General features: G+C 63.5%; 23 protein-coding genes. 8 read left to right on the top strand and 15 right to left on the bottom strand.

Annotated features, from left to right (window positions below):
- Positions 1-351 precede the first annotated feature (351 nt).
- A complete protein-coding gene (locus DMX12_RS18955; RefSeq protein ID WP_110679153.1) occupies positions 352-825 on the bottom strand; it encodes a hypothetical protein in 474 nt (157 codons plus the stop codon).
- A gap of 364 nt (positions 826-1,189) precedes the next feature.
- Here DMX12_RS18955 and DMX12_RS18950 point away from each other — a divergent pair, with 364 nt between their 5' ends.
- Positions 1,190-1,813 carry a response regulator transcription factor gene (locus DMX12_RS18950; RefSeq protein ID WP_009684566.1) on the top strand — a complete coding sequence of 208 codons (624 nt, stop codon included), beginning with the start codon at positions 1,190-1,192 and terminating at the stop codon, positions 1,811-1,813.
- A 46-nt stretch (positions 1,814-1,859) separates the two neighbouring features.
- Here DMX12_RS18950 and DMX12_RS29525 read toward each other — a convergent pair whose 3' ends face one another.
- The 3 genes from DMX12_RS29525 to metG all read right to left on the bottom strand — a co-directional run bounded on the left by DMX12_RS29525 (position 1,860) and on the right by metG (position 4,912).
- Complete coding sequence (locus DMX12_RS29525) at positions 1,860-2,036, bottom strand: PA3496 family putative envelope integrity protein (protein ID WP_009684567.1); 177 nt, start codon at positions 2,034-2,036, stop codon at positions 1,860-1,862.
- Between the two features lie 104 nt (positions 2,037-2,140).
- Positions 2,141-2,779 carry an endonuclease III gene (gene nth, locus DMX12_RS18945; RefSeq protein ID WP_009684568.1) on the bottom strand — a complete coding sequence of 213 codons (639 nt, stop codon included), beginning with the start codon at positions 2,777-2,779 and terminating at the stop codon, positions 2,141-2,143.
- Positions 2,780-2,872: 93 nt separating this feature from the next.
- Entirely contained in the window at positions 2,873-4,912 is a 2,040-nt protein-coding gene (gene metG / locus DMX12_RS18940; protein WP_110679152.1) for a methionine--tRNA ligase, read from the bottom strand.
- A gap of 157 nt (positions 4,913-5,069) precedes the next feature.
- Between metG and apbC the strand changes: the two genes are divergently transcribed.
- Entirely contained in the window at positions 5,070-6,164 is a 1,095-nt protein-coding gene (gene apbC, locus DMX12_RS18935) for an iron-sulfur cluster carrier protein ApbC (protein ID WP_009684570.1), read from the top strand.
- A 522-nt stretch (positions 6,165-6,686) separates the two neighbouring features.
- Here the strand turns inward: apbC and DMX12_RS18920 are convergent.
- The gene (locus DMX12_RS18920; protein ID WP_003254922.1) at positions 6,687-6,896 is read right to left on the bottom strand and encodes a cold-shock protein; all 210 of its coding nucleotides are present in this window, start codon (positions 6,894-6,896) and stop codon (positions 6,687-6,689) included.
- Positions 6,897-7,223: 327 nt separating this feature from the next.
- On the opposite strand from DMX12_RS18920, the gene dcd reads away from it, so the two are divergent.
- Together dcd and DMX12_RS18910 are read left to right on the top strand one after the other, a co-directional pair.
- Positions 7,224-7,790, top strand: coding sequence for a dCTP deaminase (dcd, locus tag DMX12_RS18915; protein ID WP_009684571.1), 567 nt, complete (start codon positions 7,224-7,226; stop codon positions 7,788-7,790).
- A 92-nt stretch (positions 7,791-7,882) separates the two neighbouring features.
- The gene (locus DMX12_RS18910) at positions 7,883-8,110 is read left to right on the top strand and encodes a hypothetical protein (RefSeq protein WP_054914202.1); all 228 of its coding nucleotides are present in this window, start codon (positions 7,883-7,885) and stop codon (positions 8,108-8,110) included.
- A gap of 7 nt (positions 8,111-8,117) precedes the next feature.
- On the opposite strand, the gene pdeM is transcribed toward DMX12_RS18910, so the two are convergent.
- From pdeM to DMX12_RS18875, 7 genes are all read right to left on the bottom strand, one after another.
- A complete protein-coding gene (gene pdeM, locus DMX12_RS18905) occupies positions 8,118-8,774 on the bottom strand; it encodes a ligase-associated DNA damage response endonuclease PdeM (RefSeq protein ID WP_110679151.1) in 657 nt (218 codons plus the stop codon).
- The gene (locus tag DMX12_RS18900) at positions 8,771-11,218 is read right to left on the bottom strand and encodes a ligase-associated DNA damage response DEXH box helicase (RefSeq protein ID WP_029886598.1); all 2,448 of its coding nucleotides are present in this window, start codon (positions 11,216-11,218) and stop codon (positions 8,771-8,773) included. The genes pdeM and DMX12_RS18900 overlap by 4 nt, the downstream gene beginning before the upstream one ends.
- A gap of 67 nt (positions 11,219-11,285) precedes the next feature.
- On the bottom strand, positions 11,286-12,401 hold the full coding sequence (locus DMX12_RS18895; protein ID WP_029886597.1) for a succinylglutamate desuccinylase/aspartoacylase family protein: 1,116 nt from the start codon (positions 12,399-12,401) through the stop codon (positions 11,286-11,288).
- 159 nt (positions 12,402-12,560) lie between these two features.
- A complete protein-coding gene (locus DMX12_RS18890; protein ID WP_110679150.1) occupies positions 12,561-14,219 on the bottom strand; it encodes an ATP-dependent DNA ligase in 1,659 nt (552 codons plus the stop codon).
- Positions 14,216-15,232, bottom strand: a complete 1,017-nt coding sequence (locus DMX12_RS18885) for a ligase-associated DNA damage response exonuclease (RefSeq protein WP_110679149.1) — start codon at positions 15,230-15,232, stop codon at positions 14,216-14,218. Before DMX12_RS18885 ends, DMX12_RS18890 begins: the two co-directional genes overlap by 4 nt.
- Before the next feature lie 108 nt (positions 15,233-15,340).
- The gene (locus DMX12_RS18880) at positions 15,341-17,782 is read right to left on the bottom strand and encodes a penicillin acylase family protein (protein WP_110679148.1); all 2,442 of its coding nucleotides are present in this window, start codon (positions 17,780-17,782) and stop codon (positions 15,341-15,343) included.
- 103 nt (positions 17,783-17,885) lie between these two features.
- Positions 17,886-19,226: a PLP-dependent aminotransferase family protein gene (locus DMX12_RS18875; protein ID WP_110679147.1), complete on the bottom strand. Its 1,341-nt coding sequence runs from the start codon at positions 19,224-19,226 to the stop codon at positions 17,886-17,888.
- A gap of 180 nt (positions 19,227-19,406) precedes the next feature.
- Between DMX12_RS18875 and DMX12_RS18870 the strand changes: the two genes are divergently transcribed.
- From DMX12_RS18870 to DMX12_RS18855, 4 genes are read left to right on the top strand one after another with little or no spacing between them, the layout of a single operon-like run.
- A complete protein-coding gene (locus DMX12_RS18870) occupies positions 19,407-20,111 on the top strand; it encodes a serine O-acetyltransferase (protein WP_009684584.1) in 705 nt (234 codons plus the stop codon).
- Positions 20,108-20,896 (top strand): alanyl-tRNA editing protein, encoded by a 789-nt coding sequence (locus tag DMX12_RS18865; RefSeq protein ID WP_110679146.1) that lies wholly within the window; start codon positions 20,108-20,110, stop codon positions 20,894-20,896. Before DMX12_RS18870 ends, DMX12_RS18865 begins: the two co-directional genes overlap by 4 nt.
- On the top strand, positions 20,893-22,104 hold the full coding sequence (locus DMX12_RS18860; RefSeq protein WP_009684587.1) for an MFS transporter: 1,212 nt from the start codon (positions 20,893-20,895) through the stop codon (positions 22,102-22,104). The genes DMX12_RS18865 and DMX12_RS18860 overlap by 4 nt, the downstream gene beginning before the upstream one ends.
- Positions 22,101-23,003, top strand: coding sequence for a pyridoxal-phosphate dependent enzyme (locus tag DMX12_RS18855; protein WP_029886591.1), 903 nt, complete (start codon positions 22,101-22,103; stop codon positions 23,001-23,003). The genes DMX12_RS18860 and DMX12_RS18855 overlap by 4 nt, the downstream gene beginning before the upstream one ends.
- Before the next feature lie 84 nt (positions 23,004-23,087).
- Here the strand turns inward: DMX12_RS18855 and DMX12_RS18850 are convergent, their stop codons facing one another.
- Genes DMX12_RS18850 through DMX12_RS18840 form a run of 3 tightly spaced genes read right to left on the bottom strand, consistent with a single transcriptional unit; the run spans position 23,088 to position 24,254 of the window.
- Positions 23,088-23,291, bottom strand: coding sequence for an SEC-C metal-binding domain-containing protein (locus tag DMX12_RS18850; RefSeq protein ID WP_110679145.1), 204 nt, complete (start codon positions 23,289-23,291; stop codon positions 23,088-23,090).
- Between the two features lie 7 nt (positions 23,292-23,298).
- Entirely contained in the window at positions 23,299-23,775 is a 477-nt protein-coding gene (locus DMX12_RS18845; RefSeq protein ID WP_110679144.1) for an LEA type 2 family protein, read from the bottom strand.
- A complete protein-coding gene (locus DMX12_RS18840) occupies positions 23,772-24,254 on the bottom strand; it encodes a YchJ family protein (protein ID WP_009684592.1) in 483 nt (160 codons plus the stop codon). The genes DMX12_RS18845 and DMX12_RS18840 overlap by 4 nt, the downstream gene beginning before the upstream one ends.
- Positions 24,255-24,326: the final 72 nt, after the last annotated feature.

Raw genomic sequence — 24,326 nt, 5'->3', positions numbered from 1 at the left:
TTGGTGGTTGCGCAAGCGCTTGCAACAGTTGCTGTTCCATCAGGCGACAGGCATCCGGGCCAGAAAACATGAAGGTGACGGGCTCGCCTGGCAACCCCTCCTGCGGCATGGCAGCGAGGGCTTCACTGCCGGTTGGGGGCGCGCTGTCCGGTGCTGTTTTGTTGGGTAACTGGGGCTGCTTTGCAGCCCTTCGCGGGCACGCCCGCTCCCACAGGCGCTGAACGCAAGAGATGCGCTATCCCCTGTAGGAGCGGGCGTGCCCGCGAAGGGTCGCAAAGCGGCCCCAAATTACTTAACTGACTGGCATTAGGCTGCGGCCGGGTTTTTTGTGCCTGCTCGAAATGAAGAGTTTCAGCTGCATGGGTTCGCGGCCTCACTGCCCAGTGGGCTGATGGACAATTGCGCGCATTGGCCTCTATCCACATTGCAAAAGCGCCAGGTGCGGGGCGGCGTTGGTGGTTGCGCAAGCGCTTGCAACAGTTGCTGTTCCATCAGGCGACAGGCATCCGGGCCAGAAAACATGAAGGTGACGGGCTCGCCTGGCAACCCCTCCTGCGGCATGGCAGCGAGGGCTTCACTGCTGGGTGGGGGCGCGCTGTCCGGTGCTGCCTTGTTGGGTAACGGGCTGTAGAACGACTTGTAGTTGAAGTTGAGTGTCAGGAAAAACAGCGCGGTCAGGAAGAACGGAAAGCCCACCAGGAACCAGGTATAGAGCTTCTGGCTGGACTCGCTGAGAAAGGGCAGTGTGGCCAGGGCGGAGGCTTCGATGATCCCGGCGAAGATGGCAATGATCGTCAGCGGGGCGACAGGTTGTGCTTGGGTCATGGTGGCTGCCTCCGGCGGTTTTGCCCATCTTTGCCTTACTGCGCCGGGCAACTAAAGACTGGACTGCTTCCCGGTGCGCGACAACGGGCAAAGTCCCTGATCCACGCTTCACCCCGAAGTCGGGAAGGGGTGTTTCAGCCCCTGACAGTCTGTGCTCAAAGTGCAACTGGCCACCGGGTACACGCCTGTAATCGGTAATAAGGAATTTGTTTGTTACAACCATAGTCGCGATGTGTAGGAAGTTTCCGCAACTATTGTAGGTTTTGTCTGCACATGAGTTTCGTCGGCAAATCGCCGCGCCATCGGTCGTTCTGTCAGTTATCTTGGCGTGCCAAAGCCACAACAGTGAATGAATGGATGTCGCATGAATAAAGTGCTTATCGTTGATGATCATCCGGTCATACGCCTTGCCGTGCGCATGCTGATGGAGCGGCATGGGTATGACGTCGTGGGGGAGACCGACAATGGGGTGGCTGCATTGCAGCTGACGCGGCAACACCTGCCGGACATCGTGGTGCTGGATATCGGTATTCCGAAGCTGGATGGCCTGGAGGTGATTGCCCGCATGGCCAGCTTCAGCCCAGGCAGCAAGGTGCTGGTACTGACGTCGCAGGCACCCGGCAATTTTTCGATGCGCTGCATGCAGGCGGGGGCGGCGGGTTATGTATGCAAGCAACAGGAACTTACCGAACTGTTGAGCGCAATCAAGGCAGTGCTCTCGGGCTACAGCTACTTCCCCAACCAGGCCCTGCACGCGGCCCGGGGCAGGGGCACGGGCAGCGAGGTGGACATGGTCAACCGCCTCTCGGCCCGGGAAATGACCGTGTTGCAACAGTTGGCGCGCGGCCGTTCGAACAAGGAAATTGCCGACAGCATGTACCTGAGCAACAAGACGGTCAGTACCTACAAGTCACGCCTGCTACTCAAGCTCAATGCACGGTCGCTGGTAGACCTGATCGAGTTGGCGCAACGGCAAGGCCTGAGCTGAGCACAGGCCATGAAGCCTCCGGGCAGGAGGCTTTGCCAAGGTAGGGCTACAGGTCGTAATCGAAATCGGCCAGTTGTTTCTGCAGGCGCCGTTCTTCGAGCAAGTTGTCGATGGTGCGGCGTTTGCTGAGGTTGGTTTTTGCAGATTCCACCGGGGGCTCCGCGTCATCTTCTACGGCAACAAAATCATCTTCGATCGACAGGTCGTCTTTATCGGTACTCATGAGTCGCTCCAAGCCAAGGGGCCGTTGGCCGACCTTATAACCAGAAAGCAGGCGCTGGTAAAAAAGATTTTTTCAATCGCCTGCAGTGGTTTTCAGCTATCCGCTCAATCGTCAGAAGTTTTGTGCTTGTACTCGCACAGGTCTTCAATCCTGCAGCTGCCGCATCTTGGCTTGCGTGCCTGGCAAACATAGCGGCCATGGAGAATCAGCCAGTGGTGGGCGTCCAGCAGGTAGTCCTTGGGTACGAACTTGACCAGTTTCTTTTCCACTTCCAGCACAGTCTTGCCCGGCGCTATGCCCGTGCGATTGCTGACCCTGAAAATATGCGTATCGACGGCCATGGTCGGCTGGCGGAACGCCGTGTTCAGCACCACGTTCGCCGTCTTGCGGCCGACACCTGGCAGTGCCTCCAGCGCTTCACGGGTTTGGGGTACCTGGCTACCGTGACGCTCGATCAGTAAGCGGCAGGCTTCGATGACGTTCTTGGCCTTGCTGTTGTACAGCCCGATGGTCTTTATGTATTCGCTGAGGCCTTCGACGCCCAGGGCATAGATGGCCTCGGGGGTGTTGGCGACGGGGAACAGGCGCGCCGTAGCCTTGTTGACGCCGACGTCGGTCGATTGCGCGGACAGTGTCACTGCCACCAGCAATTCAAATGGCGTGGTGTAGGCCAGTTCGGTTTTCGGGTCAGGGTTGTCTTCATGCAGCCTGCGAAAAATCTCCAGGCGTTTGGCGGCGTTCATGAATCAGAGCTTTCCTTGATGGCGCGCACAGGCCGGGATTGCCCCGGCCCGCCGCAGAAGCCAACGGGGCTGCCAGGCAGCCCCCACGGTCAATTACTTGATGCGCTGGCCTGGCTTGGCGCCGCTGTCCGGGCTCAGCAGGTAGATCTCTTCACCACCAGGGCCTGCCGCCATGACCATCCCCTCGGACACGCCAAAGCGCATTTTCCGCGGTTTCAGGTTGGCGACCATCATGGTCAAGCGGCCTTCGAGCTTGGACGGGTCCGGGTACGCCGACTTGATGCCGGAGAACACATTGCGGCGTTCGTCCCCGATGTCCAGGGTCAGCTGCAGCAGCTTGTCAGCCCCCGCCACGGCTTCGGCCTTGACGATCAGTGCCACACGCAGGTCCACGGCGGCAAAGGTGTCGAACTCGATTTCTGCCGACAGCGGGTCCTTGGCCAGCTCGCCGTTGCCTGCCGGGGCCTTGGGTTCGGCGGCCAGCAGGTCTTCCTTGCTGGCGGCGACCATGGCTTCGACCTTGGCCAGCTCGATACGGCTCATCAGTGCCTTGAACGGGTTCAGCGTGTGGTTTTCCAGGCGCGACAGGTGGTCGTCCCAGGTCAGCGGGGCCACGTTGAGGAAGGCCTCGGCGTCGGCAGCCAGCAGCGGCAGTACCGGCTTGAGGAAAATCACCAACTGGCGGAACAGGTTGATGCCCTGGGCGCAGATCGCCTGCACTTCGTCCTGCTTGCCCTCCTGCTTGGCCAGGGACCACGGCGCCTTGTCGGCGATCCAGGCATTGGCACGGTCGGCCAGCGCCATGATTTCGCGCATGGCGCGGCCGAAATCGCGGCCTTCGTAGGCCTCGGCAATGGACGGGGCGGCAGCCAGGAAGGCTTCGGTCAGTTCAGGCGCGGCATCACCGCCAACCATCACGCCCTGGTTACCCTTGTGGATGAAGCCGGCACAGCGGCTGGCGATGTTGACCACCTTGCCAACCAGGTCAGAATTGACCTTCTGCACGAAGTCTTCCAGGTTCAGGTCTAGGTCGTCGACGCCGCGGCCCAGCTTGGCGGCGTAGTAATAGCGCAGGTACTCTGGCTGCAGGTGGTCGAGGTAGGTACGGGCCTTGATGAACGTACCCCGCGACTTCGACATCTTGGCGCCGTTGACGGTCAGGTAACCGTGCACGTTGACGGCGGTCGGCTTGCGGAAGCCCGCGCCTTCGAGCATGGCTGGCCAGAACAGGGCGTGGAAGTTGACGATGTCCTTGCCGATGAAATGGTACAGCTCGGCTTTGGAGCCCTCGCGCCAGAACGCATCGAAGTCCAGTTCCGGGCGGCGCGCGCAAAGGTTCTTGAAGCTGGCCATGTAGCCGATAGGCGCATCGAGCCATACATAGAAGTATTTGCCCGGCTCACCCGGAATTTCGAAACCGAAGTACGGCGCGTCACGGGAGATGTCCCATTCCTGCAGGCCGGAGTCCAGCCATTCGGCCAGCTTGTTGGCGACCGCGTCCTGCAGCGTGCCGCTGCGGGTCCACTGTTGCAGCATGGCCTGGAAGTCGGGCAGCTTGAAGAAAAAGTGCTGCGAATCGCGCAATACCGGGGTGGCCCCGGAAATGGCCGACTTGGGGTTCTTCAGTTCGGTCGGTGCGTAGGTGGCGCCGCATTTCTCGCAGTTGTCGCCGTACTGGTCTTCGGCCGCGCACTTCGGGCAGGTGCCCTTGATGAAGCGGTCGGCCAGGAACATGCCCTTTTCCGGGTCGAAGTACTGCGTCACCGAACGGGTGGCAATGTGCCCGGCCTCACGCAGGCGCGTGTAGATGAGGCTCGACAGCTCACGGTTTTCTTCGCTGTGGGTGGAGTGGAAGTTGTCGAAGTCCACCAGGAAGTCGGCGAAGTCGCTGCTGTGTTCGGCCTGGACGTTGGCAATCAGCTGTTCCGGGGTGATGCCTTCCTTTTCCGCGCGCAGCATGATGGCCGAGCCGTGAGCGTCGTCGGCGCAGACGTAAATGCACTGGTTCCCGCGCAGCTTCTGGAAGCGTACCCACATATCCGTCTGGATGTACTCCAGCATATGGCCAAGGTGGATCGATCCATTGGCATAGGGCAGGGCGCTGGTGACGAGAATCTGGCGTGGCTCGGACATGGTGGCTCGGCTACTTATCTGGCTCGGGGTAAAAATGAGGGTGATCGGCCACTATAAAGGGCTGGCGAAGATATTTCACCCCGCAAGCGCATCTGCCGATGATTGACGGGTTAGGATAGGCGCCTGTTTTACATTCAGTTTGCCAATGGGAGTCTCCATGAGTGCCGTCACCCGTGCCGCCATCGAAGGCGTGCTTCGCCAGTACACCGACCCCTACCTGAACCAGGACCCGGTCAGCGCCGGTTGCGTGCGCGCCATCGATATCCAGGGCGGGCACGTCAGCGTGCAGTTGCAGTTGGGCTATGCCGCCGGGCTGTTCAAGAACGGCTGGGCCCAGGTGCTGCAGACCGCCATCGGCAACCTCGAGGGCGTCAGCGGCGCCCAGGTGTCGATCGACTGCGTGGTTGCCGCGCACAAGGCCCAGGCCCAGGTGCCGGCCATGGCCAACGTCAAGAACATCATCGCCGTGGCCTCGGGCAAGGGCGGCGTGGGCAAGTCGACCACCGCCGCCAACCTGGCCCTGGCGCTGGCCCGCGAGGGTGCCCGGGTGGGTATTCTGGATGCCGACATCTATGGCCCCAGCCAGGGCGTTATGTTCGGTATCGCCGAAGGCACCCGCCCGCAGATTCGCGAACAGAAGTGGTTTGTGCCGATCAAGGCGCATGGCGTGGAAGTGATGTCCATGGCGTTCCTGACCGACGACAACACGCCGATGGTCTGGCGTGGCCCGATGGTCTCGGGTGCGCTGCTGCAGTTGGTGACCCAGACCGCGTGGGACGACCTGGACTACCTGGTGATCGACATGCCCCCGGGCACCGGTGACATCCAGCTGACCCTGGCCCAGAAGGTGCCGGTGGCCGGGTCGGTGATCGTTACCACACCACAGGACCTGGCCTTGCTCGATGCCCGCAAGGGCGTGGAAATGTTCCGTAAGGTCAACATCCCGGTACTGGGCGTGGTCGAGAACATGGCCGTGCACATCTGTTCCAACTGCGGCCATGCCGAGCACCTGTTCGGCGAAGGCGGTGGCGAGAAACTGGCCAGCCAGTATGGCGTCGATCTGCTGGCCTCGCTGCCACTGTCGATGGTCATCCGCGAGCAGGCCGACAACGGCAAGCCGACCGCCATTGCCGAGCCGGAAAGCCAGATTGCCATGGTCTACCAGGAACTGGCGCGCCAGGTAGGGGCGCGGATCGTGCTGCAGGAAGCTGCAGCGCCGGCGATGCCGAGCATCACCATCAGCGAAGATTGACCTGAGAGCGAGCCCGAGCGTTCGCAGAGGCCATCGGCATCAAAGCCAAAACCGATGCTATCGATGCCGAAGTGTTGGCCCATTACGCTGAAGTCATTCCAGATCAGCCCACCATGCGGATCAGTCCGGAGCGTGCGTTTCTTAGGGAGTTGCTGCAGCAACGTGATCGACTGGTTCAACAGCGCGATGATGACCTGAGGGGCTTGAGCTAGGCGCAGTCCACCGTTGGACTCGAAGATCACACGGTTCCTGTGGGAGCGGGCGTGCCCGCGAACACCGGCGCAGCCGGTGCCAGACACCGCGTCGCCGGCTTCGCGGGCACGCCCGCTCCCACAATGAATCGCGCAGGCTTTTCAAATTTTGGAAAGACAGTTGCCCCCACAAGGACTACACAGCACTTGAAGCCTGCGCGATTCCTGCAGGGGCGGGCAAACCCGCGAAGAAGCCAGCGCCGAATTTCGAACAAGCATAAAAAAACCCGCCAGAAGGCGGGTTTTTTGAAAGCTAGGAAGCTAGATCGGCTTAGGCGATCTGAACTTCTTCAGCCTGCATGCCTTTCTGGCCGCGGGTAGCGACGAAAGTAACAGCCTGGCCTTCTTTCAGGGTTTTGAAGCCGTCAGCTTGGATGGCTTTGAAGTGCACGAACAGGTCGTCGCCCGACTGAGGGGTGATGAAGCCGTAGCCTTTCTCATCGTTGAACCACTTAACAACACCGGATTGACGGTTGGACATTTTTCTGTCTCCTTGGACAATTTGATAACGGTCAGGAAACACCCTGACCGGGACTGAGCGCAAAGAGAGCAGAAAATTCAGCGATGGGCCGATCAGGATCGTGCATCAAACTAGAGATTCTCGGTGTCACGTGCAGCACAGTGGCGCCACCTTACCCCACTTTCCGCAACCTGCCAATGGTCTGAATGCGGTTTAGGCAAATTCGGATCGACGGCGGCTGCAAGCCGCGCCCGACGCGGGGTGAGGGATGGAACTTTAACCTGGGCGCCGGGACCGGTAAGATGCGCACCACGTTTTCCACCACGCAACTCTTCAGGACACCCCGCCATGAGCATCAAATCGGACAAGTGGATTCGCCGCATGGCGCAGGAACACGGCATGATCGAGCCGTTCGTCGAGCGCCAGGTGCGCGGCGAGCAGGACAGCCGGGTCATCTCTTTCGGTGTTTCCAGCTACGGCTACGACGTGCGCTGCGCCGACGAATTCAAGGTGTTCACCAACATCAACTCGGCGACCGTCGATCCGAAAAACTTCGACGCTGGCAGCTTCGTCGACATCAAGAGCGACGTGTGCATCATTCCGCCGAACTCGTTCGCCCTGGCGCGCACGGTCGAGTACTTCCGCATTCCGCGCGACGTGCTGACCATCTGCCTGGGCAAGAGCACCTACGCCCGTTGCGGCATCATCGTCAATGTCACCCCGCTGGAACCTGAGTGGGAAGGCCACGTGACCCTGGAATTCTCCAACACCACCACGCTGCCGGCAAAGATCTATGCCAACGAAGGCGTGGCGCAGATGCTGTTCCTGCAGTCTGACGAAGCGTGCGATGTGTCGTACAAGGACCGCGGCGGCAAGTACCAGGGCCAGCGCGGCGTGACCCTGCCGCGGACCTGAGCCGACGAGCGCGGGGAATTACCTGCGCTTTTGCCACTCCAACGAAGTACGCCGGTGCTCATGATGTGCATCGGTTTCGTCAGGAGCAGCCAATGAAACTCCATCCCGCAATCAGTGCCAAGCTGGCAGGTCTGCAGCCCAACCACATCGGGTTGTTGCCCTGGTCTTTGCTGGCGCATCCGTTGCCCATGCAGGCCGGGGGCGTGCCCCATCAGCCTGACCCCGATACGCCGCAGCCTGCGCAGCCAGGTGAATCCCCACCCATGGAACCGGGCGAGCCGACCTTGCCTGACGAGCCTCCCCCAGCGCCTGTAGCGTGATGCGCTGCTAAAGCGGCCAGACCCGGCCGGCGCCAGCCAGGTAGACCTGGCTGGTGGGCAGCGGCGCTATTTCCCAGCCGCCGGTGAACTCACCGAATGCGGGCAGCAGGCTCACTTGTTCGTCGATCAGAAAGCACGGCAGGCGCAGGCGTTGCCTGGCCCTGCCACGCAGGATGAAGACCGGGTGCACGTGGCCAGCCAGCACTGGCCGTTCCGGGTGAGCATGCGGTTCGTGCTGCAGGGCGAAAGGGCCCAGCAGCCAGGGTTCATCCAGCACTGTGATGCCCAGCGTTTCGGGGGGATCGCCGGCGTTGTGATCGTGGTTGCCGCGTATCAGCACGATGTGCAGGCCAGGATGGCGGTCGCGCCATGCCTGCAGACGAGCCAGCGTGGCAGGTGCCCGCGCGCTGCGCGCGTGCAGGAAGTCGCCGAGTACGACCAGCTGTTCGCAAGCGTAGTGGGCCAGCAGGTCATCCAGCCGCGTCAGGGTCGCCTCGGTGGTGCCACGCGGCACCGGTTGGTGCAACGCACGATAACTGGCGGCTTTGCCAATATGCACGTCGGCAACCAGCAATGCACGCTGCGCCGGCCAGTAGATGGCCTTGTCCGGGAGCAGCCATAACTCCTGGCCGCAATGTTCGATGGCCTGATGCTGTAGGGTCATTCCTTGTTCGCCGCCTGTTCCAGTTCTGCCACCATTCGCGCAATACGGTCCGCCAGCTTTTCGGTGCTCAACGTCTCGCGCATGCCCTCCACCAGCAAGGCGAACGCCAGCGGCCCCGGCCGCTTCAAGGCCCGCAGGTCCAGTTGCAGGCCGGCCATCTTCAACAGTTGGCGGTGCAGGCGATCAATTTCCAGTTCCTCGCTCAGCACCTCGTCACGGGCCTGGCCGAGCAGCAGGTTGCCTGCATCATGTTTGCGAAACACCTCGTAGAACAGACCACTGGATGCTTGAATCTGCCGCATGCTTTTCTGCGCCGCCGGATAGCCGCCAAACACCAGCCCGGCAATCTGGGCAATTTCCCTGAAACGGCGTAGCGCCATTTCACCCGCGTTGAGGCTGGCCAGCACATCCTCCAGCAGTTGCTCGGTGCCCAGCGCCTGCGGTAAGTGCGTCGCCCAGTCCACATGGCCAGGGCTGAGCAGCTCGAAGCCATAGTCATTCACGGCAATCGATACCGACAGGGGTTGCTGGCGGCTCACCCGCCAGGCAATCAGGTTGGCCAGGCCCAGATTGGCCATGCGCCCGGCGAAGGGGTACAGGAACAGATGCCAGCCCTGGCGCGACTTGAAGGTCTCCGCCAGCAGCGTAGCCGTGGTGGGTAGAGCCGACCATTGGGCTTGCAGTGCCAGCAGCGGGCGCACGGCGCGCATTTCCGGGCCGGTAAACCGTTCGTGGGCGGCAGCGTCGAGCTGTTCGACCAGCGCATCGGCCAGCTCGCTCGACAAGGGCATGCGCCCGCCGTTCCAGCGTGCTATGGCAGCCTTGCGTGCGGTGCTGCGGCGTACGTAGGCGGTCATGTTTTCCACCCGCACCAGTTCCAGTACTCGCCCGGCGAACACCAGCGTATCGCCGGGCCGCAGGCGGGCGATGAAGGCTTCTTCGACACTGCCCAGCGTCTTGCCGCCGCCGCCCTTGCTCCAGTACTTGAGCTGCAGGCTGGCATCGCTGACGATGGTGCCGATGCCCATGCGATGGCGCCGCGCCAGGCGCTCGCTGGCCACTCGATAAACGCCGTCGGCATGGCGCTCGACGCGCTGGTAGTCGGGGTAGGCCGTCAGTGAACTGCCGCCGTGGCAGACAAAGTCCAGGGCCCACTGCCACTGGCTGTCGCGCAAGCCGGCGAACGCCCAGGTGCTGCGCACTTCGGCCAGCAACTGGTCGGCGCGAAAGCCACTGCCCAAGGCCATGCTGACCAAGTGCTGCACCAGTACGTCCATGCACAGCCGGGGGGAGAAACGCGCCTCGATGTGCCCGGCTTCCAGTGCCTGGCGAGCGGCTGCTGCCTCGACCAGCTCCAGGCTGTGGGTAGGTACGAGGGTTATCCGGGAGCGCCGCCCGGGGGCATGGCCCGAGCGGCCGGCCCGTTGCATCAGGCGTGCGATGCCCTTGGCCGAGCCGATTTGCAGCACCCGCTCCACGGGCAGAAAGTCTACCCCCAGGTCCAGGCTGGAGGTGCAGATCACCGCCTTCAGGCTGCCCTGCTTGAGGCTGCGTTCAACCCAGTCGCGGGTTTCCCGGGCCAGTGAGGCATGGTGCAAGGCGATCAGGCCGGCCCAGTCGGGGCGGCTTTCCAGCAGGGCCTGGTACCAGAGCTCGGCTTGGGCCCGGGTATTGGTGAACACCAGGCAACTGGTGCTGGCGTCGACCTCGCGGCTGACCTGGTCGAGCATTTTCAGGCCCATGTGCCCGGCCCAGGGAAACCGTTCAATGGCCCCGGGCAGCAGGGTATCGACCTGCAGTGCTTTGTCTTGCCGGCCTTGCACCAGCAGGCCGCCCTCGGGCAGCAGCACGTCCCGTGCATGCTGCAGGTTGCCCAAGGTGGCAGACAAACCCCAGGTCGGCAGGCCTGGGTGCCAGCGGCGCAGGCGGGCCAAGGCCAGCTGCAGTTGCACGCCGCGTTTGTTACCCAGCAACTCGTGCCATTCGTCGACCACGATCAAGCGCAGCGTGGCGAAATCGGCTTCTGCTTGGGCACGCGTCAGTAGCAGGGTCAGGCTTTCCGGGGTGGTGACCAGCACGCTGGGCAGGCGCCGCGCTTGCCGGGCCCGCTCGGCACTGCTGGTGTCGCCGCTGCGTACGCCGACACTCCACGGCAAACCCAGCTCATCGAGGGGCGCTTGCAGGGCGCGCGCAGTGTCGGCGGCCAGGGCGCGCATGGGCGTGATCCATATCACCTGCAAGGGTGCTGCCTGGCGCCCCTGCGCCTGGGCCTTGAATGCGCGCAGTGCCGCCAGCCACACCGCGTAGGTTTTGCCGGCACCGGTGCTGGCGTGCAGCAGGCCAGACTCGCCGCGCTCTACCGCCGCCCAGACCCGGCGCTGGAACGCGAACGGTTTCCAGCCACGTTTGCTGAACCAGGCGTTGGCGAGGTCGGTGGTGGGCATGGGGCGCAGGGTCCTTCGAAGGTTGTGCTTCTACAGACCACCCGCCGGCGGCAATGGTTTTACCGGATCAATTGCCCAACAGGTAACCGCTCCGGCACACCTGCTCGCCGGCCACATGGGCGATGACCATGCCCGCGGTAGCCATGCGCCGTACGCTGCGGGCGTACAACAGGCCGGCCTGGCTATTGCGCACGGCAGTGACCCGGTCGCTGAGGGGGTCGATGACTTCGGCGATCAGTTGGCCTGCCGCCAGTTGCTGGCCTGGTTTGGCGTGGTACACCAGCAACCCACCCAGGGGTGTCGCCACCGGTTCTACGGCGGCCAGCGGTGTAGCCGGGCGCAGCAGGGCGGGGAGTGCCGGCTTGGCACCCTCGATAATGCCGGCATGGGTGAGGAAGTCGAGAATCGCCCCGCAATCCTTGCTGGCCAGTGCGTGGCTGACGTCGGCCTGCCCGCGCAACTCGACCGTGACCGAGCAACAGCCCAACGGGATAGGGAAGCGTTTGCCGAAGCGCTGCTGCAACTGCCACCAGACCAGGCTGAAGCACTCGTCGAACGACTGCCCGCCCGAATCGGTGGCCAGTAGGCTGGCCTGTGCACCCAGGTAGCGGGCCAGCGGTTCGATCTGCGGCCAGGCGTCAGGTGTTGTGTACAGGTGCTCCACCGCTTCGAAGTCGCAGTGCAGGTCCAGTATCAGGTCGGCATCGCAGGCCAGCCGTTGCAGGATCAGGCGCTGGGCCTGCAGCGGCGTACGCGCCGGGTGCGCGTCCAGCCCGCGGCGCAGGTACTCGCGGATCAGCGCAACGTTGTGGGCAGGGTCCTGGCTGAGGTGCTCTTCGATCTGGTCGCCGATGGTGTCCGACAGGTCGACGAAATTACGGTTGAAATTCTCGCCACTCTGTAGCTCGAAGCGCCCCAGTGGCGCGTCCAGCAGCACCTGCTCCAGGCCAACCGGGTTGGCCACCGGCACCAGAATGATTTCGCGCTGCAGACGGCCTTGTTGTTCCAGTTCTGCCAGGCGGCGCTTGAGGTGCCAGGCGACCAGCATGCCGGGTAGCTCGTCGGCGTGCAGCGATGCCTGGATATAGACTTTGCCACCACCGCGGGGGCCGAAGTGGAAGCTGTGCAGTTGGCGGGTGATGCCCGGAACGGGTGAGAGCAGGTCGTGTGTTGAATGGTGCATGGTGGTCCTGGCTGCGTGGCGAAAACGGTCTGCGACACGGGTCGGCACACAGATAGAAGCACAGTTTTCGGCGTTGTGCCTGCATAGGGTTTGCCGAAACTCGGTGAGGGTGGGCTGCGCGAGCGAGCCCGCCCACACCGCGGCCACCCAGCCAGTAACCTAGGCCAGCAAGGCCTGCAGCGTCGCCAGGTCGTCGGCCTCTTCCACCGGTTTGTCCAGGCGCCAGCGCAGCATGCGCGGGAAGCGCACGGCGATACCGCTCTTGTGCCGGCGGGACAGGGCGATGCCCTCGAAGCCTAGTTCGAACACCAGGGTGGGGGTCACGCTGCGCACTGGGCCGAAGGTTTCCACGGTGGTTTTGCGGATGATGCTGTCGACCTTGCGCATCTCCGCGTCGCTGAGCCCTGAGTACGCCTTGGCAAACGGCACCAGTGCCCGCCCAGGCGTGCCGGCCGGCGCGTCCCACACGGCGAAGGTGTAGTCGCTGTACAGGCTGGCCCGGCGGCCATGGCCACGTTGGGCATAAATGAGCACGGCATCGACGCTGAAGGGGTCGATCTTCCACTTCCACCAGGTGCCCATGTCCTTGGTACGGCCCACGCCGTACAAGGCCTCACGCTGCTTGAGCATCAGGCCCTCGACGCCAAGGCTGCGGGATTGCTCACGCTGGCGGGCAAGGTCGGCCCAGTCCGGGCCTTCGAGCAGTGGCGACAGCAGGACCGGGGCAAGCGGGTGTTCTTCCACCAGGCGTTGCAGCTGGGTGCGGCGTTCGTGCTGCGGTCGGCTACGCCAGTCTTCGCCTTGCCACTCCAGCAAGTCGTAGGCTTGCAGCACGACAGGCGCGTCGGTCAGCAGCTTCTTGCCCAAGGTTTTGCGGCCAAGGCGCTGCTGCAGCAGCGCGAATGGCTGCACGGCCAGTTCCGTCGATGACTCGCCCGGCTTCCACACCAGGATTTCGCCATCCAGCACCACCCCATCAGGCAGTGTCTGCGCCAGGCCATGCAGTTCGGGGAAGCGCTCGGTGACCAGCTCTTCGCCGCGTGACCACACCCAAAGCTGGCCCTCGCGCTTGACCACCTGGGCACGGATGCCGTCCCACTTCCATTCGATCTGCCAGTCACTCGGCGGGCCGAGCAAGGCGTCGAACTGCTCGCTGGGCACCTGCAGTGGGTGGGCCAGGAAGAAGGGGTAGGGCTGGCCGCCGCGCTGACTGTGTTCATCGGCGGACTCCTCGGCGATCAGCTTGTGGTAGCTGGCGGCACTGGGGCGGTGACTGATATCGGTATACCCAACCAGCCGCTGGGCCACGCGCTTGGCGTCCAGCCCGGCCAGTTGCGCCAGCGCACGGGTGACCAGCAGCTTGGACACGCCCACGCGGAAGCTGCCGGTGATCAGCTTCAGGCACAGCATCAGGCTGGGGCGTTCCAGTTGCGCCCACAGCGCTGGCAAGCGTTCGCGGACCTGCTCGGGCGGCAGGCCCCGCAAAGGCAGCAGATGGTTTTCAACCCAGGCTGCCAAGCCTTCGTCGTTGCCTTCTGCATGCTGCGGCAACAGCAATGAAATGGTTTCGGCCAGGTCACCGACTGCCTGGTAGCTTTCCTCGAACAGCCAGTCCGGCAGGCCGGCCATGGCCGTTGCCAGTTCGCGCAGCAGGCGCGTCGGCACCAACTGCCGAGGGCGCCCACCGGCCAGGAAATACACCGCCCAGGCAGCGTCTTCGGCGGGCGCGGTGGCGAAGTAATCACGCAGCGCTTCGAGCTTGGCATTGCTGGAAGTGGTCGCGTCCAGGCGCAGGTACAACGCAGCGAACGCTTTCATGGCGCAGGCTCGGGCGTGGGTGCATCGTCTTCGTCGCCGTACTCGGTCACGAAGGCACGGGCATCCAGGCCTTGTTCGTTGAGGTAACGCACCAACACATTGACCGAACCGTGGGTCACCATCACCCGTTCGGCGCCGGTCTGGCTGATGGCCCAGAGCAGGCCTGGCCAGTCGGCATGGTCGGAAAGCACAAAGCCCCGATCCACACCGCGGCGCCTGCGCGTGCCGCGCAGCAGCATCCAGCCGCTGGCGAACGCGTCGCTGTAGTCACCGAAGCGGCGCATCCAGCTGCTGCCGCCGGCTGACGGAGGCGCCAGGACCAATGCCCGGCGCAGCATGGGGTCGTTGCGCGCGATATCGCCGGCATAGCGGGTATCGGGCAGATGCACACCGGCTTCACGGTACACCCGGTTGAGCGGTTCGACGGCGCCATGCACCAGGATCGGGCCGATGCTCGCGTCCAGGCCGTGCAGAATCCGCTGGGCCTTGCCGAAGGCGTAGCAGAACAGCACGCTGGCCTTGCCCAGCTCGCAATTGGCCCGCCACCAGGCATTGATGCCGGCGAAGATCTCGCTTTGGCTTGGCCAGCGATAGATCGGCAAGCCGAAGGTCGACTCGGTGATGAAGGTGTGGCAGGGCACCGGCTCGAAGGGCGTACAGGTGCCATCAGGCTCGACCTTGTAGTCGCCGGAGGCTACCCAGACCTCGCCTTGGTACTCCAGGCGCACCTGCGCCGAACCCAGCACATGCCCGGCCGGGTGCAGGCTCAGGGTCACGCCGTGGTGCTGCAGGCGCTCACCGTAGGGCAGGGTCTGCAAATCGATGTGCTGGCCCAGGCGGCTGCGCAGGATGCCGGCGCCCGGGCTGGCGGTCAGGTAGTGGCCGTTACCGGTGCGGGCGTGGTCGCCGTGGCCATGGGTGATCACGGCGCGGTCCACGGGCCGCCACGGGTCGATGTAGAAATCACCGGGTGGGCAGTACAGGCCTTCGGGGCGAGCGATGACGAGGTCCATGGCGTAGGCGCTGGTTACCGAGAGTACTTGTTAGGAGCTCGGAACCAGCTTGGGAGTTCGAACCATTTCTTCGAGGGAAAGGGTCACAGGCTTCCATGCCCGGGTACGCTACTTGCCCGGCACCAGCGTCAAGCGCTGGTTGCCATACGCTCGCGCGAAGTTCTGCTGTTGCAGCGGCAAGCTCATGAAGCGCCCTTTGAACCAGGCATCCAGCCCATCGCTGTAATGGGCGCTGGCCGGGTTGCCGGACTGGCCACTGCTGGTCAGCACCTGCAGCGGTTCGGCCTGGCCGAAGTCGACGATCATGCGCGCGGAGGCGGGCAGGTGGGTGGTGAAGTCACTGCCCCAGGCGAACGGGGTGAGCGCGAGGGTAGTGAAGTCGCCACCTGCGGCTTGCGGCGCACGGCCGAGGGCATCGCCCAAGCCATGGTAGGCCGGCGCAGGCCAGTGATACTGGTGCAGCTTGCCCCATTGCCAGGCGCGGCGGTCGGCGCCCAGCTGCGCAGTGCCGGCATCTACGGCTGCCGCCAGGCTGCGGGCCAGAATGGCCGGCTTGTCTTCTTTCTGCGGGGTGTTGCGGTCGTCCCAGAACGGGCTGTCGTCGCGCCCCAGCAGGTGATCGGCCTGTGCCGAGAATGACAACCGCGCGTTGCTTACGAAGGCCTGCCAGGCAGGGCTGGACGCAGGGCCGAGGTCATCGAGGAAGGTCTGCCTGGCGACTTCCTGCAGGAACAGTTCATACAGCGCGGCGTCTGCCGATACCGGGCTCAGGCGACCGTCGAATGCCTTGAGCCGCGCCAATGCCTCGCGGGCCTTGTCGCGTTGTGCGCCTGGCAGGGCGTCGATTGCCTGCTTCAGCGGCTGGGCCATGCCGGGGGCGTCGAACATCTGCTTGAGCTGATTGGCCATTAGCGTGACCTGGTCGTTCTGCAGGGCCATCAGGCTGCGGCTGTCATGGCGGCCATTGCCAGCCAGCTGGGCCAGGCGCTCGGCACGCTCAGGGTAGTACCAGGTGCTGGACAGCTGCATGCCATAGCCGCGTGGCTGGCTGCGCTGGTTGGCATGGCCGATCCAGCCAGCAGTGGGGTCCTGGTCGTACGGGTGCAGCATCGGGTCGGCGTAGCCGTCCCAGTCATAGCGCCCGTCCCAACCAGGGGAGGGCAGCAGGCCCTGGCCTTCGCGGCGGTTGGGGTAGCGCCCGCTGACCTGCCAACCGATGTGCTCGGGCTCGGCGAACACGAAGTTGAGGGCGGCCGCAGTGACCTCGCGGGTGCTGTCGAAGGCGCGCTCGAGGTTGCCGGCGCGGGTCAGGTCGAAGAGCGCATCCAGGCTCCGGTCGCCCTTGAACTGCGGCAAGTTCAGGGCCAGGCCCAGGCTGGCGTTGTCGGGCTGGGCCAGCAGGGTGCCGTGGCGGGTGTCATACATCACTTCGCGCTGTGGCCGCTGGCCGCGCACGAAGAAGGTTTCGCTGCGCGCGCGGGCCGGCACCCACTTGCCATCTGCCAGGTAGCTCAGCTGGCTGCCCTGGCGGCGCAGTTGTTCCAGGAACAGGTCCTGGTTGTCGGCCATGACTGCGCTGCTGCTCCAGGCCAGTTTGCCGTTGTAGCCGGCCAGCACGATCGGCAGGCCCGGCAGCGACAGGCCGGCAACCTGGTACTTGCTGGTGTGGATTTGCACCGGGCTGAGGGCCCAGGCGGCGCGGCTGTCACTGGCCAGCAGGCTTTTGCCGCTGCGGCTGCGTTGCGGGCCCAGGGCCAGGTTGGCCGAGCCAGGGCTACCGAGCAGGTCGAGGTCGGCCAGCTTCTGGCTGGCGGCCGCCAGTGCCGGCAGCCCCGGCAACTGGCTGGCCAGGTTGAGGCCCTTGAGCTTGTCGACTTCGCTTGTGGCCAAGGGCTCGTCCGGTGCACCGGGCAGCAGCCAGGCCAGTTTGTCGCTGCCGACTTTCTGCGCCAGGGTCAGGGCGCTGAGTTCCTCCTGCAGGTTCACCGACTGGCTGAACGCATACAGGCAGAAAAGCAGCGCCGAATCTTCAGGCTTCCAGTATTCGGGGCGATAGCCACTGTTGGCCAAATCCGCTGGCAGCTTGTCGCGGTAGCGGAACAGGTAGGCATTGACCCCGCGTGCGTACACCTCGAAAAAGCGCTTGAGCCGTGGCGATGCGTCGGCATATTGCTGGGCGGCGCTTTGCTTGAGGTTGGCGGCGCGCATCAGGCGGTCGATGTCGAGCGCTTCGCTGCCCGCCAGTTCCGCCAGGCGGCCTTGGGCCAGCAGGCGCATGGCGACCATCTGTTCGATGCGGTCGCCGGCATGCACATAGCCCAGGCTGAAAAGGGCGTCATGGAAACTGCTGCTTTCGATCAGCGGTGCGCCCATGGCATTGCGCCGCACCGAGACGTTCTGTGCCAGGCCCTTGAGCGGCTGCACGCCGCTGGCGGGTGGCACGCTACCCTGGTAGCCGCCGGTCTGGCAGCCGGCCAGCCCAAGCAGGCCGAGCAGCGTGGCAGCGGTGGTGAACCGCGGGCGGAAGTGAGGAAAGGCGGCGGCGGCCATGGCAAGGGCTCCTGCAGGGCGAGGCGAGTTTGCAAAGGCGCTAAGGTAGTGAGCGCGCAGGCGCCATGCAAGGTCCCAGGTCGGTTTATTTGCCGGTGGCGGGTCAAACCTCGAAGTGCCCTGCCAGGGCGTCGGAAAAATGCGTGCAGTTGATGCGGGCGTAACGCCGGTAATCACGGCTGACAGCGAACGCCGAGCCGGGCATCAGCAGGATCTTGTGCTGCTCCAGCTTGCGCATCAACGGCTGCAGGTCAGGCAGTTGCGGGTGGTAGACCCAGAGGAACATGCCACCCTGCGGCGCGATCTCGAATTGCCAGCCGCGCTCGAGCAGCAAGCGCTGCGTCTGTACTTGCTGGCGGATCAGCCGCTGCTGCACATCTTTCATGTGCCGGGCGTAGGTACCGTCCGACAGGATGGTGTTGACGAAACGCTCGCAAAACGCCGGCACCGCCACGCAGGTCAGCAGCTTCAGGCGGGTCAGCGGCTCGATCAGGTCTTGCGAGCAGGCGATGAAACCTACCCGTAACGACGCCGACAGGCATTTGGAAAAGCTGCCGATGTAGATGACCCGGTCCAGGTTGTCCAGTTCGGCAAACGTCTGGCGCACGGCCGGGCTGAAGTCGCCATACACGTCATCCTCCACCACGAAGAACTCGTGTTCCACGGCCAGGCGCAGCACGCTGAAGGCGTTGTGCGGGCTGATGTTGCTGCCAGTGGGGTTGTGGAAAGTGCTGTTGCAGAAAAACGCCTTGACCTTGTGCCTGGCCAGGTAGCTGCGCATTTCTTCTACGTCTGGCCCGTCCTGGGTTCGGCGGATGCCGACCACCTGGCCGCCGGCCAGTTGTATCAGCTTGATCAGGTTGCCGTTGCCCGGCTCGTCGACGAACACATGGTCACCCGGCTTGATCAGCAACCGGGCGACCAGGTCCAGGCCCTGGGTGGCGCCAAGCGTGGTCAGCAACTGGTTGGGGCGAACCTCAACCCGGGTCAGGCGTTTCATGTGCACGCACAGCTGTTTGCGCATGGGCAGGTAGCCCTGGATATCGCCGTACTCGGCCAGGGAGCTTTGCTCCAGCCGTGCCGTGCGCCGAATCGCCTTGGCCAGCAGCTCGGTGTCGCGCCACGCCGGGGGCAGCCAGCCGCTGCCAAGTTTGGTGTAGTGCTGGCCGCCCTGCAGCAGCCGGAACAGCGGGTCGCCGGCCATGCACTCGGGTTCGTGGATCACGTTCGCCTGCCGGCTGCGGTTGGCGACGAAGTAGCCGCGCCCTGGCGAGGCGGTCAGTACCCCTTCGCTGACCAGCTGGGCATAGGTCGAGACCACATCGTGGTAACTGAAATCGACCGCCGCCGTGAGCTTGCGAATGGAGGGCATGCGCTGCCCAGGCAACCATTCCCCTGCATCCAGGCGTTGCTTGAGCAATTGATGAAGGCTGCAGGTGCTCATGGCAGGTTCCCAACCGTTAGAAAAAAAAGCCTAACAGTTAACGGAAATGCTTGTCGACTGTTCGTTTGCACATGGCCATTACCTGCCACTATTCCCTCGTCGGAACTTTCGGCTGCCAGCCCTGGCAGCCCGTTTAACGTCTGTAAACACCAGATAACTGGATATCGAGCCGTGCACCCTATGGACATGCAATCAGCCGTCATTGCCAGGCTTCCTGTGCCTGAAGAACTGGAGTCATTCAACGTTGTAAAAAACCTTGTGACCTCGGCGTTACTGGAGTGCTGTTCAATTGAAGAATTCGAAGCGCTGAAACAAACCGATGTTATTGAACGGGTGGCGGAACAGGCCCATGACGACTTGTTGGCATTCGCCAGCAAAGACCCTGCCGCCGGCCGCGACCTGGTATTCATTGCCAGAACTTATACGTCCTATTCGGCGGTTTTGCATTATCGGCTTGCACACTGGGTGTACCGCCATGGCGCTTCGGTATATGGCGCCGGTGGGCAGTGCCTGGCCGCCATGATCTCGCGCCGCGGCAAGATGCTGTCGGGCGCAGAGATCCACTTCCGCAGCCGTATTGGCGCGCGCTTCATCATCGACCACGGCATGGGCACCGTCATTGGTGAAACCGCGACCATCGGTGACGACTGCTACGTGCTCGGCGGCGTCACCCTGGGGGCCCGCGGCATCAGCGGCAACCCTTCCAGCCCCCGCCACCCGACACTGGGCGACCGGGTTCAGGTCGGCGCGTTCGCCAGCGTGCTCGGGGCTATCCACATTGGTGACGGCGCCTTCATCGGGCCGGGCTGCATCGTTACCAAAGACATCCCTGCCGCCGCCCGGGTGCAGGTCAAAACATCATTGCAGGTGGTACTCGAGTCATGAATGCTCTGAATTACGAAGTTCTGCGCAATACCGAAAAACTGTATTACAAGGATCAATACCTGGCCGCTGCCAATACGCAAGTAACGCGTGTGCACAGCGACGGTATCGAGTTGCAAAGTACCGTGGCTTATCCGGAAGGCGGTGGCCAGGAAGCTGATTATGGAATTATTGAACTTCCGATCGGCAAGGTGCGTTTTGTCTGGGTCAAGAAACTCTATGGCAGCCCTATTCGCCTGGAAGGTTTCAAAGGCGGGAAACTGGGCGGCATCATCATTCACACCGTGCACCCGGACGACTTGCACTTGCTCGATGAAGTGACTGTCGATATGCCCGCCCGTGTGAGCATCGATATTCAACGGCGCGAGCGGCTAACACTCTCTCACAGTGCCAGCCACTTCCTGTATGCCGCTGCCATCGGCCTGCGTGAGGAACTGAAGCAGTGGACCATCGGCTGCCATATCAAGGAGGACACGGCTCGGTTCGACTTTCTGGTCGAGGATGCCTTCACCGCTGAGGAGGTGATCGAGATAGAACGGCGCGCCAACGAACTGATCGGTGGCGACGCGCCCATCGAGCATTACGCCGTCCAGGGGCTGGAAGACGCACGCTTGTGGACCTACAACGGCATCGAGATTCCGTGTGGTGGCACCCACCTCGATTCGCCAAGGCGCATAGGGCGCCTGAGCGTGAAGCGCAAACGGCTGGGCAAAGGCAAGGAACGCCTGATCTGCGTGTTCCCCGATGCCGAAATCGACCTTGGCGCCTACCACGAGCATGCCTTATGAACACTACCCTGCCGCGGCGCACCTACCTGTACTTCACCGCCCAGTCGATCAACCTGACCACCGCCGTGATGTCGGTGACCATGGCGGCCATCGTTGGCGCCGCACTGGCCCCCGACGCCGCATGGTCGACGGTGCCGTATGGGTTCCAGTTCCTGTGCCTGATGCTGGCAACCTACCCGGTTTCCAGGTTGATGAGCCGTATCGGCCGCAAGAAGGCCTTCATGCTGGGGGCCATTCCGCTGGCGGTGTCTGGTGTCAGCGGCTTTCTGGCGGTGGAGCACCAGCATTTTGCCACGCTGGTACTCAGCCACTCGGCGCTGGGTGTCTACATCGCCTTCGCCAACTTCAACCGTTTTGCCGCCACCGACAACCTTTCCCAAGCCCTCAAGCCAAAAGCCCTGTCGCTGGTCGTGGCCGGGGGCGTGATTGCCGCCGTGGTGGGCCCGACGCTCACCGAGTGGCTGCGCGACGTGGGTGGCTACCCACTGTTCTCGCTGTGTTATGCCGCGTTCATCGGCCTGGCGCTGTTGTCGTTGCTGATTGCAGTGTGCCTGCCCAACGACACCGGCCTGGCCGCTGCAACCGGCAGCGCTGCCACGTCGGCCAGCAGCCGCAGCGAGCCTTTGAGCCCCAGCGTGTTGGTGGCAATGGCGGTCGCGGCGCTGGGCTACGGCATCATGAACCTGTTGATGATCCAGGCCTCGATGCACATGAAGCATATGCACGAAGACTTTACCGACGTGCGCCTGGCCATCCAGTGGCACGTGATCGCCATGTTCGCCCCGTCATTCTTCACCGGGGCGATCATCCAGCGCCTGGGCATCCGGACTACCATCTGCGCGGGCCTGGCCCTGTTGATCGGCTGCTCGGCGCTGAATATCTGGTCGCACAGCTACAGCATGATGACCGTGGCGCTGATCGCCCTGGGGCTGGGCTGGAACCTGACCTACGTCGGCGGCGGAGCCTTGTTGGCGCAGTCGCTGCAAAACAGCCCGGCAGCGATGCAGATGCAGGGCAAGAACGATCTGGGCATTGCCATCTGCGCCACCATCGGTGCGTTCAGCCCCGCGCTGCTGTTGAGCACCGTGGGCTGGGACGGCACCAACGCCATCTGCATGGCCCTGTGCATCGGCCTGCTGATCGCCACCGTTGGCCTGTTGCAGAACAAGGCCTGCCTGCAGACTTCCATGGAAGGGAGCCGAAAATGAGCGAACTCATCAACGTCAGCGAGCGCATCTACACCAAGCTGGAAATGAACAACCCCGGTGGCAGCCACAAGTACCGCGCCGCCCGGCGCATCGTTGAGCACGCCGTGCGCAATGGCGACATCATCCCAGGGGTGACCACGGTCATCGAAAAAACCGGCGGCAGTTTTGGCTTCGGCTTGCTGGCGGCATGCCACGCGTATCAGGTGGCCGTCGAGCTGGCGGTTGGGCTGAGTTTCAGCCAGACCAAGCGGGACTTGCTGGAATGCTTCGGCGCCCGGCTGATTGGCAAGGAAATGCTGATGGCCGGTGCCACGCCCAAGGACGTGGTGATGCACCACCTGGAAAACCAGGCCGCGCTGGGCAAGTCATACTTCTATACCGACCAGTTCAACAACCCGGTGGGTATCGAAGCGCACCGCTACCAGACAGCCAGTGAACTGGCGCTGCAACTGACCAACGCGGGCGCCGGCAAGGACATCCTGTTCGTTGGCTGCGCGGGCACGGGCGCCAGTTTCACGGGCATTACCCTGGGGCTGAAGGATCACGGTTTCGAGGTGTCGACAGTGCTGGTCGACCCCAACGGCTGTGACTCCAAGGCTGGCGTATTCACCGATCACCGCTTCGAAGGCATGGCGGTAGGCGTCAGCCCGCCATTTCTGGACTGGTCGCTGGTGGACGAACGGGCGCAGGTGCAGCATGCCGAAATGTTGGCAGCGCAACGTTGGTTCTACATGCAAAGCGGGGTCTTCGTCGGTAACACTGCCGCCGCCTGCCTGGCGGTTGCCCAGCGCATGGCCCAACAGCCGCGCTATGCGGGGACCACCTTGGTGACCATCGCCTATGACGCCGGCCTGTGGTACCAGGACTTGCTGGGGGCGAACCGGCGCAAGGCCGCGTAGCGCCAGGCACGGCGGGCAGTGCTGGACCGGGGGCATGGTGCGCGAAGCAGGCGCGGCGGGCCATGCCCCCACAGACGCGCTAGATCAGGCGCCGTGGCACTTCTTGAATTTTTTCTCGCTGCCGCACGGGCACGGGTCGTTACGGCCAACGTCCTTCAGGGCGTTGCGTACCGGCTCCTGATGGCCGTGGTTGCAGTGTGGGCCGTGGACATGGCCGTGGTCGTGGTCGTGGTGATGGTCATGGTCGTGGTTGCAGTCAGGGCCATGAACGTGGGGTTGCTGGGACATTGCAGGGTTACTCCGGGATGTGATCGCCGGGGATTATCTCACCACTGCGCGATAAGTGCAGGTCCCGGTGAATCAGCAGGCCAGTGGCCAGGTCGCCCTGCAGGGTGTAATGCAGCGGCTGCCCACTTTTCAGCAGCTTGGCCAGTGGCTTGAGTTGCCGCCAGAGGTTGGTGCGTGCGGTGATCTTGAAGGTCCGCCGGTCGTGGCCGCCTACGCTGCGCCACAGGCTGGTTTCATCCTGCACCAGCATCAGGTCATTGAGCCGCACGGCATAGGCCAGGCTGCGAATGAACAGACGGCTGTCGTTGGGGTTGATGACCTCCAGGTGCAGTACGAACTCCTGCTGCAGCAACCTGGCCTTGACCGTTTCGACCTCGACCAGGTGCACTTCAGGCGGGCGCCAGTCGTCTGCGCTCCAACTGGCGCAGCCCGTCAGCAATGCCAGCAGCGAACCGAGCAGCAGCTGACGGGCGCGTTCGATCATGCTCGGTTCCCCATGTAACTGGCGCAGCATTTCTTGAACTTCTGCCCGCTGGCGCATGGGCAGGGGTCATTGCGCCCGGCCTTCAACGCGACCGTGGGGTCTATGAAGTACCAGCGCCCGGCGTGCTGGACGAATGCCGAGCACTCGCGGTGCTGGTGGTCGCCGTCCGGGTCGTGCCAGCGTGCGGTGAACGTGACAAAGGCATGCTCGGGCTGGCCGCCCAGCACCTGGGCGCTTTCCACTTCCAGCCCCAGCCAGGTGCTCTGGGCGCTCCAGGCGGCCATGCCGGCGCGGTCCAGCTGGGCCTGTTGGGCTGGCAGGGTGGTGGCGACCAGGTAGTCGACCAGGCCCAGCACGTAGGCACTGTAGCGTGAGCGCATCAGCGTCTGGGCATCGGGTGCGGGGGTACCGGCATGGTAATGCCCACAGCAGGCATCAAGCAGGTTGCCACTGCCACAAGGGCAGACCGAGACACTCATCATCACCACCAGTACTTGCCAAAGTTTTCCGGGTTGGCCCAGAACTGAGTGGGGTATGGCGGCAGGCCAAGC

The sequence above is a fragment of the Pseudomonas sp. MB-090624 genome, from assembly GCF_003205245.1.
Classification (GTDB): Bacteria; Pseudomonadota; Gammaproteobacteria; order Pseudomonadales; family Pseudomonadaceae; genus Aquipseudomonas; species Aquipseudomonas juntendi.
The sequence above is the reverse complement of the archived record's forward strand: the minus strand, read 5'-3'. Positions and strand labels throughout refer to the sequence as shown.